The 8,346-nt window shown below is 71.1% G+C and carries 7 protein-coding genes; 2 read left to right on the forward strand and 5 right to left on the reverse strand.

Annotated features, from left to right (window positions below; all coding sequences use genetic code 11):
• Position 1 precedes the first annotated feature (1 nt).
• The 5 genes from efp to O1R50_RS09670 form a co-directional block, all read right to left on the reverse strand.
• Positions 2-559 (reverse strand): elongation factor P, encoded by a 558-nt coding sequence (gene efp / locus O1R50_RS09650; RefSeq protein WP_270109780.1) that lies wholly within the window; start codon positions 557-559, stop codon positions 2-4.
• 113 nt (positions 560-672) lie between these two features.
• Entirely contained in the window at positions 673-1,095 is a 423-nt protein-coding gene (gene aroQ, locus O1R50_RS09655; protein ID WP_270109781.1) for a type II 3-dehydroquinate dehydratase, read from the reverse strand.
• Entirely contained in the window at positions 1,092-2,648 is a 1,557-nt protein-coding gene (aroB, locus tag O1R50_RS09660) for a 3-dehydroquinate synthase (protein ID WP_270109782.1), read from the reverse strand. Before aroB ends, aroQ begins: the two co-directional genes overlap by 4 nt.
• Positions 2,648-3,826, reverse strand: coding sequence for a chorismate synthase (gene aroC, locus O1R50_RS09665; RefSeq protein ID WP_270109783.1), 1,179 nt, complete (start codon positions 3,824-3,826; stop codon positions 2,648-2,650). Before aroC ends, aroB begins: the two co-directional genes overlap by 1 nt.
• A gap of 132 nt (positions 3,827-3,958) precedes the next feature.
• On the reverse strand, positions 3,959-4,312 hold the full coding sequence (locus tag O1R50_RS09670; protein WP_270109784.1) for a cupin domain-containing protein: 354 nt from the start codon (positions 4,310-4,312) through the stop codon (positions 3,959-3,961).
• A gap of 285 nt (positions 4,313-4,597) precedes the next feature.
• Between O1R50_RS09670 and O1R50_RS09675 the strand changes: the two genes are divergently transcribed.
• On the forward strand, positions 4,598-5,584 hold the full coding sequence (locus O1R50_RS09675; protein ID WP_270109786.1) for a LacI family DNA-binding transcriptional regulator: 987 nt from the start codon (positions 4,598-4,600) through the stop codon (positions 5,582-5,584).
• A gap of 69 nt (positions 5,585-5,653) precedes the next feature.
• The gene (locus tag O1R50_RS09680) at positions 5,654-8,245 is read left to right on the forward strand and encodes a glycoside hydrolase family 9 protein (protein WP_270109787.1); all 2,592 of its coding nucleotides are present in this window, start codon (positions 5,654-5,656) and stop codon (positions 8,243-8,245) included.
• Positions 8,246-8,346 lie beyond the last annotated feature (101 nt).

Below are 8,346 nucleotides of genomic sequence, written 5' to 3' on the forward strand. Positions count from 1 at the left end.
CCTATGCCCGGGAGAGGTACTTGCCGTCGCGGGTGTCGACTTTGATCTTCTCGCCGTTGTCGATGAAGAGCGGGACGAGCACCTGCGCGCCGGTCTCGACGGTGGCGGGCTTGGTGCCGCCGGAGGAGCGGTCGCCCTGGAGGCCCGGCTCGGTGTAGGTGATGGTGAGCTCGACCGAGGCGGGCAGCTCGACGTAGAGGACCTTGCCCTCGTGCTGGGCGACCGTGGCGTCGGAGTTCTCGAGGAGGAACTTGGCGGCGTCGCCCACGACGTCCGGGCCGACCGGGATCTGGTCGTAGGTGTCGGTGTCCATGAAGACGAAGGAGTCGCCTTCCTTGTACAGGTAGGTCATGGTGCGGCGGTCGACGTTCGCGGTCTCGACCTTGGTGCCGGCGTTGAAGGTCTTGTCGACGATCTTGCCCGAGGGGATCTGCTTGAGCGTGGTGCGCACGAACGCCGGGCCCTTGCCGGGCTTGACGTGCTGGAACTCCTGCACCTGCCAGAGCTGGCCCTCCAGGTTGAGCACCAGGCCGTTCTTGAGGTCGTTCGTGGATGCCACGGGCGTTCGTCTCTTTCGATAGAGGTTCTGTCTTGACCGACCGTCTATGGTAGCGGGCGGCCAGGCTGGTCAGCGCCGCGGCCGCACCGGCTGTGGTGGGCGGCGCAGCGGTGTTATTCGGCGATGTAGCGCAGCGCCGCGGCGTAACCCTCGGCCCCGAGCCCGGCGATGACGCCGGCCGCGTACGCCGAGATGTACGAGTGGTGCCGGAACGGCTCCCGCTTGTGGACGTTCGAGAGGTGGACCTCGACGAGCGGCGCGGTCAGCTGGGCGCAGGCGTCGCCGACCGCGATCGACGTGTGGGTCCAGGCGGCGGCGTTGAGCACCACCGGGTACCCGTTGTCGGCGGCCTCATGCAGCCACTCCAGGAGTTCGCCCTCGTGGTTGGTCTGCCGGAAGTCGACGTCCAGGCCCAGTTCCTTGCCGGTGGTCACGCACAGGTCGGCGAGGTCGGCGAGCGTCTGGGAGCCGTAGATCTCGGGCTCCCGCTTGCCGAGCCGGTCGAGGTTGGGGCCGTTCAGCACCAAGGTCTTCATCCGGTCAGCCTCTCATAGGCCTCGCGCTGCTGCTCGGCGGTCACGTCGTCGACGACGACCGGTTTCGCGAGCGCGTCGAGGAGCACGAAGCGCTGGGTCGCGCCGACGTTCTTCTTGTCGATCTTCATGACCTTGAGGATGTCGTCCCAGCGTCCCGCCTCGTACGTGATGGGCAGGCCGAGCGAGGCGAGCACCGACTTCGTGCGCTCGACGAGGTCGACGCGGCCGGTGATGGCGTTCAGGTGCGCGGCGTAGACCATGCCCACGGCGACGGCGTCGCCGTGGCGCCAGCGGTAGTGCTCGAGCTTCTCCACCGCGTGGGCGAAGGTGTGCCCGTAGTTGAGGACGGCGCGCAGGCCGCCTTCCTTGAGGTCGGAGCCGACGACCTCGGCCTTGACGGCGATGGCGCGCTCGACGAGTTCGGCTACGACCGGGTTCGCGGCGTCCAGGGCCGCTTCGGGATCGGCCTCGACGAGGTCGAGGATGGCCGGGTCGGCGATGAAGCCGGCCTTGACGACCTCGGCGAGGCCCGCCGCGAGGTCGCGCTTCGGGAGGGTGGTGAAGTGGTCGAGGTCGACCAGGACCGCGCGAGGCGGGTGGAAGGCGCCGACGAGGTTCTTGCCCGCGGCGGTGTTGACGCCGGTCTTGCCGCCCACGGCCGCGTCGACCGCGCCGAGCAGCGAGGTCGGGACGTGGACGACGGCGACGCCGCGCAGCCAGCAGGCAGCGGCGAACCCGGCGAGGTCGGTGACCGCTCCCCCGCCGACGCCGACGACGAGGTCGGTGCGGGTGAAGCCTTCTTCACCGAGGGCCTCCCAGACCTGCTCGGCGACGCTGACGGTCTTGCCGTCCTCGGCGTCGGGCAGTTCCATGAGGGTGGCCTCGACGCCGTCGGGGCAGAGCGCGCCGACGCGTTCGGCGAGCGGCGCGGTGCTCGCGGTGTGGAGCACGGCGACCCGCGAGGCCTTGCCGAGGAACTCGGGCAGCCGGTCGGTGGTGCCGCGTCCGATGAGGACCGGGTAGGGGGACTCGGCATCGTGGACGTCGACGGTGCGCGTCGCGAGGCGGGCCTTGATCTCGTCGGTCAGGTCGTCCACTTCCCTTCCGGTGGTGTCGATCGCGATGGTCTCGACCTCGCGGTAGAGCGGCAGCCGCTCGTCCATGAGGCGGCGGAGCGTGGCGCGCGGGTTCACCTGCAGGAGCGGGCGGCCCTTGTCGATCTCGGTGCGCTTGACCGCTTCGCCGAGGTCCACGCGGAGGTGGACGACCGTGCAGTCCGCGAGGAGCTTCCGGGTGGACTCGGCGAGGACGGCGCCGCCGCCGAGGGCGAGGACGCCGTCGTGCTCGGCCACGGCGCGGCGCACGGCCTCGCGTTCGAGGGCGCGGAAGTGCTCCTCGCCGTCGTCCACGAAGATGTCCGGGATCGGCTTGCCCGCGGCGTCGGCGATGTCGGCGTCCACGTCGCGGAACGGCACGTCGAGCGCCGCGGCCAGCGCCCGGCCGATCGTGGTCTTGCCCGAGCCGGGGGGCCCGACGATGACGACGAGCGCCACTACTTCACCCGCAGGTGTTCGAGGTACTGCTCGTAGTTGCGGCGGGATTCGGCGATGGAGTCGCCGCCGAACTTCTCCAGGGCGGCCTCGGCGAGGACGTAGGCGACCATGTGCTCGGCGACGACGGCCCCGGCGGGGACCGCGCAGACGTCGGAGCGCTGGTTGATCGCTTCGGCGGCTTCGCCGGTGGTGGTGTCGATGGTGCGCAGCGGGCGCGTGAGCGAGGAGATCGGCTTGAGCATCGCGGAGACGCGGAGCGGCTGGCCGGTGGTGATGCCGCCTTCGAGGCCGCCGGCGCGGTCGGTGAGGCGCTCGACGCCGCTGGGCCCGGCGACGATCTCGTCATGGGCGGAGGAGCCGCGCACCGCGGCCTGCATGAGGCCGTCGCCGATCTCGACGGCCTTGACCGACTGGATCGACATGAGGGCGGTGGCGAGGCGGGCGTCGAGCTTGCGGTCCCACTGGACGTGGGAGCCGAGGCCGGGCGGGAGGTGGTAGGCGAGGACCTCGACGACGCCGCCGAGCGTGTCGGCGTCCTTCTTGGCGGCGTCCACTTCGGCGACCATGCGGGCGGAGGCCTCGGGGTCCATGCAGCGCAGCGGGTCGGCGTCGACGGCCGCGAAGTCGTCCGGGGTCGGCACGAGGCCTTCCTTGGCGCGGACGGGGCCGAGGGCCTTGACGTGGGAGACGATCTCGATGCCGAAGGCCTGCTTGAGGAAGGCCTTGGCGGCGGTGCCGCCGGCGACGCGGGCGGCGGTCTCGCGGGCGGAGGCGCGCTCGAGGATCGGGCGGGCGTCCTCGTGGTCGTACTTCTGCATGCCGGCGAGGTCGGCGTGGCCGGGGCGCGGGCGCGTGAGCGGGGCGTTGCGGGCGATCCCCGCGAGTTCGGCCGGGTCGACGGGGTCGGCGGCCATCACGGTCTCCCACTTGGGCCACTCGGAGTTGCCGACGCGGATGGCGATCGGCGAGCCGAGGGTGCGGCCGTGGCGGACGCCGCCGATGAAGCTGACGGCGTCGGCCTCGAACTTCATGCGCGCGCCGCGTCCGTAACCGAGGCGGCGGCGGGCCAGTTCGGCCGCTACCGCGTCGGTGGTCAGCTCGATCCCGGCGGGCAGGCCGTCGAGCGTGACCACGAGTTCGGGTCCGTGAGATTCTCCAGCAGTCATCCATCGCAACACGCCGTCAAGTCTGCCACCCGCGCTGATGTGATCGGGCACCTGGTGGAAAGCGTGTCTCATGGGCTGGGCGCGATCGGGCACCCCAAGGCCGCCCCCCTCGCGGGGGGCGGCCCGGTCCTTGCGGCCTCGCGGCTACATGTCGCCCATGGCCTTGCCGAAGTCGACCAGCACGACCTTGTGGTCGCCGATGACTTCCGCGTCGTGCCCCGGCGGGATCTCGAACACGTCTCCGGCGTTGATGTCCTTGTCGGTGCCGTCGTTCATATGGACCTTCAGGTGCCCCTCGATGCAGTAGCCGAGGTGGTTGGCCTGACAGGAATCGCCGCCGACGATCGGTTTGACGTCGTTGGACCAGCGCCAGCCCTTCTCGAACTCGGAGAACTCGACGGGCATGCCGTCGAGCATCACGGTGTCCCTGTGCCCGTGGCCGCTGAGATCCACGGTCTGGTCGGGCTTGCTGAAGTTCTTGACTGCCACTTGATGCATGGCTCTCACCCCCAAGCTGGAGTCTATGGCCGTATCGAGAGCAGCATTCGCGTTTCGGCGAGTGCCCCGAGATGGGCAAAGGGTTGCCGAGCCCGGCGCCCGCGGTCCGCGCCGACCCGCTTCCTGGTACCGGGTGGTTACACTGGTCCCTTCGTTCCCAGGTCAGCCCCTCAATACTGGAACTTTCAACAAAGCTGCATAAGGAAGGACGACGGTGCGATGAGCCCCCAGCACGCGCGGAGATCCCCAGACCGCTCCCCGGCACCGCGGTCCCGCAAACCCACGATGGCCGACGTCGCCGCCGAGGTCGGCGTCTCGCGGGCGCTCGTGTCGCTGGTGTTCCGCGGCCAGCCCGGCGCGAGCCCCGACACCCGCGAGCGGGTCTTCGACGCCGCCGCTCGGCTCGGCTACAAGCCGGACATGGCCGCGCGGCTGCTGGCGCGCGGCCGCAGCAAGGTCCTCGGCGTGCTCTTCACCGCCAGGAACCCGTACCACATCGACCTCGTGGAAGCGATCTACCCGGCCGCCGAGGAGCTCGGCTACGACCTGGTGCTGAGCGCGACGGTGCCGACCCGCAACGAGCACAACGCGATCGAGGCGCTCATCGGACACCGCAGCGAGGCGCTGCTGCTGTGCGGGCCCACGATCCCCGACGAGGACGTGACCGAGCTGGGCTCGCGGGTGCCCACGGTGGTGATCGGGCGCCATATCAAGGACGCGCGGGTCGACGTGGTCACCTCGTACGACCGGCCCGGCGCCCGGGAGGTGGTCGACTACCTGGTGGGCCTCGGGCATCGCGACATCGTGCACGTGGACGCGGGCAACCGGCCGGGCGGGCCGGAGCGGCGGCGCGCCTATCGCGACGCGATGCGGGCGCACGGCCTGGCCGACCGCGTCCGGGTGATCCCGGGGAACCACTCGCAGGAGGGCGGCTCGGAGGCGGCGCGGCTGCTGCTGGAGGAGGACGCGCCGCTGCCGACGGCGGTGTTCGCGGCGAACGACCAGTGCGCGATCGGGCTGCTCGACGTGTTCACCCGGGCCGGGGTGAAGATCCCCGAGCAGGTCTCGATCGTGGGCTACGACGACAGCCACATCGCCGGGCTGAGCCACATCGACCTGACCACGGTGCGCCAGGACGTGCCGCGGCTCGCGCAGCTCGCCGTCGAGGCTGCCGACGAACAGCTCAGGGGCGCAAGGGATCCCGGCGTGTGCTTGAAACTGGAGTCGAAGCTGGTCGTGCGCGGCACGAGCGGTCCGCCCGCCTCGGAGTGATTGACATTTACATATTTGAATGACAAGATGGCTGGTGGTATCGCTCCCAAACTCAATGGAGGGCACCCCATGCCGCGAACCGCACTTCGCCGGAGACGCCTCGGCGTCGCCGTCTTGACCGCTCTGGCACTCGGCGCCGCCGCAGTGCCCGCCACGCAGGCCCTGGCCCAGGACGAGGAGCCCACCGACCTCATCACCAACGGCGACTTCGCCTCCGGCACGAACGGCTGGTGGACCACGGCCAACCTGACCGGCGCGGTGGCCGACGGCGAGTGGTGCGTCGACGTGCCCGGCGGCACCGCGAACGCCTGGGACGCCATCGTCGGCCAGGACGGCCTGCCCCTGGTCACCGGCGAGTCCTACGAACTGCGCTTCACCGCCCGCGCCTCCGCCGACGTGAGCGTCCGCGCCCTCGTGCAACGCCCGGTCGACCCCTGGCCGACCGCGGTCGAGGAGTTCCCGCTGCTCACCAGCGAGGCGCAGGACTTCAGCTACGCCTTCACCGCCAACGCCGACTGGACGGACGCGCAGCTCGCGTTCCAGATCGGCCGCCACGCCGACCCGTGGCAGTTCTGCATATCGGAGGTCCAGTTGCTCACCGGAGCCGAACCGCCCGTGTACGAGCCCGATACCGGGCCGCGCGTACGCGTGAACCAGGTCGGGTACCTCCCCGACGCGCCGAAGCGGGCCACACTCGTCACCGAGGCGACCGACCCGGTCCCGTGGCGGCTCCACGACGCCGCGGGAGCCCTGGTGGCCGAAGGCGATTCGGCACCGCACGGCGCTGAGTCCACCTCGGGCGAATCGGTGCACGTCATCGACTTCTCCGACGCGGCCGCCACCGGCGAGGGCTTCACCCTCACCGCCGACGGCGAGACCTCGTATCCGTTCAGCATCGGCGGGGACGCCTACGGGGACTTGGCGGTCGACGCGATGTCCTTCTACTACCCGCAGCGCTCGGGGATCGCGATCGACGACGCCATCGCGCCCGGATACGGCCGCGAGGCCGGGCACGTCGACGTCGCTCCGAACCAGGGCGACGGGGCCGTGTCCTGCTTCGCCGACGCCTGCGACTACAGCCTGGACGTGAGCGGCGGCTGGTACGACGCGGGCGACCACGGCAAGTACGTCGTCAACGGCGGCATCTCGGTCGCGCAGCTCATGTCCGTCTACGAGCGGGCCCTCCACGCCCCCACCGGCGACGCGACCCGCCTCGCCGACGGCAGCCTGCGCATCCCCGAGCACGGCGACGGCGTTCCCGACGTGCTCGACGAGGCCCGCTGGGAGGTCGAGTTCCTGCTCTCGATGCAGGTGCCCGCGGGCGAGGAACTGGCGGGCATGGCCCACCACAAGATCCACGACGAGAAGTGGACCGGCCTGCCGCTCATGCCGGCCGACGACCCGCAGCCGCGCTACCTGCAGCCGCCGTCGACCGCCGCGACCCTGAACCTGGCCGCGGCCGCCGCGCAGGCCGCGCGACTCTTCGCCCCGTACGACGCCGAGTTCGCGGCCGAATGCCTGGAAGCGGCCGAGACCGCTTGGGCGGCGGCGCTCGCGCACCCGGACCTGTACGCGCCGGACACCAGCCCCGACGGCGGCGGCCCCTACGGCGACTCCGAGGTGAGCGACGAGTTCTACTGGGCCGCGGCCGAACTGTTCCTGACCACCGGCGCGAAGTCCTATGAGGAATACCTGCTCGGCTCGAAGCTGCACGAGGCCGACTCGTTCGGCGCGGGCGCCTTCTACTGGGGCAGCGTCGCCGCCCTCGCGAAGCTCGACCTGGCCCTGGTGCCGAACGCCCTGCCGGGCCGCGACGACGTGGTCGCGCAGGTCGTGGCCGGGGCCGACAAGTACCTCGAGCTGCAGGCGGCGAGCCCGTGGGATCTCTCCTACGGCTCCAACGGGACCTTCGACTGGGGCTCCAACAGCGCCGTGCTCAACGAGCTCGTGGTCGTGGCCACCGCCTTCGACCTCACCGGCGAGTCGCAGTACCGCGACGGCGTGCTGGTCGGTCTCGACTACATCCTGGGCCGCAACGCCCTCGGCAACTCCTATGTGACCGGTTACGGCTCGCACGACTCGCACAACATGCACAGCCGCTGGTACGCCAACCAGCTCGACCCGAGCCTGCCGAACCCGCCCGCCGGAACGCTCGCGGGCGGACCGAACTCGGTCCCGGCGACGTGGGACCCGATCGCGCAGCGCTGGCTCACCGGCTGCGCCCCGCAGCGGTGCTACATCGACGACATCGGCTCGTGGGCGACGAACGAGCTGACGGTCAACTGGAACGCCCCGCTCGCGCAGATCGCGAACTTCGCGGCCGAGCAGGCGACCGGTACGGTCGCGACGACCCCGTCGTGCCAGGTGGAGTACCTGATCAACGGCCAGTGGCCGAGCGGGTTCAACGCGCAGATCCTCGTCACCAACACCGGTGACGAACCGCTGAACGACATCACGCTCAAGTGGGCGCTGCCGACCGGACAGTCCATCGTGCACTCGTGGAGCGTGGCGCTGGAGCAGGACGGCCACATGGTGACCGCCACCGACGTGGCCGGAGGCCAGGAGCTGAAGCCCGGCCGGACGTTCACGTTCGGGCTCATCGGCGGCAAGGACGGCCGCACCGCGGTCGCGCCCGCGTCGGTGACCTGCTCGGCCGCCTGAGCATGAGCCGTGCCCGGGCGCGGCGCCCGGGGGCGGGGGGGGGGGGGCCCCGGGGTCGCCACCGGCCGCCCCGCTGCGTGGGGGCGCGGCGGGCGCGCCGG

This window comes from Glycomyces luteolus (assembly GCF_027622875.1).
GTDB classification, from domain to species: Bacteria; Actinomycetota; Actinomycetes; order Mycobacteriales; family Micromonosporaceae; genus Glycomyces; species Glycomyces luteolus.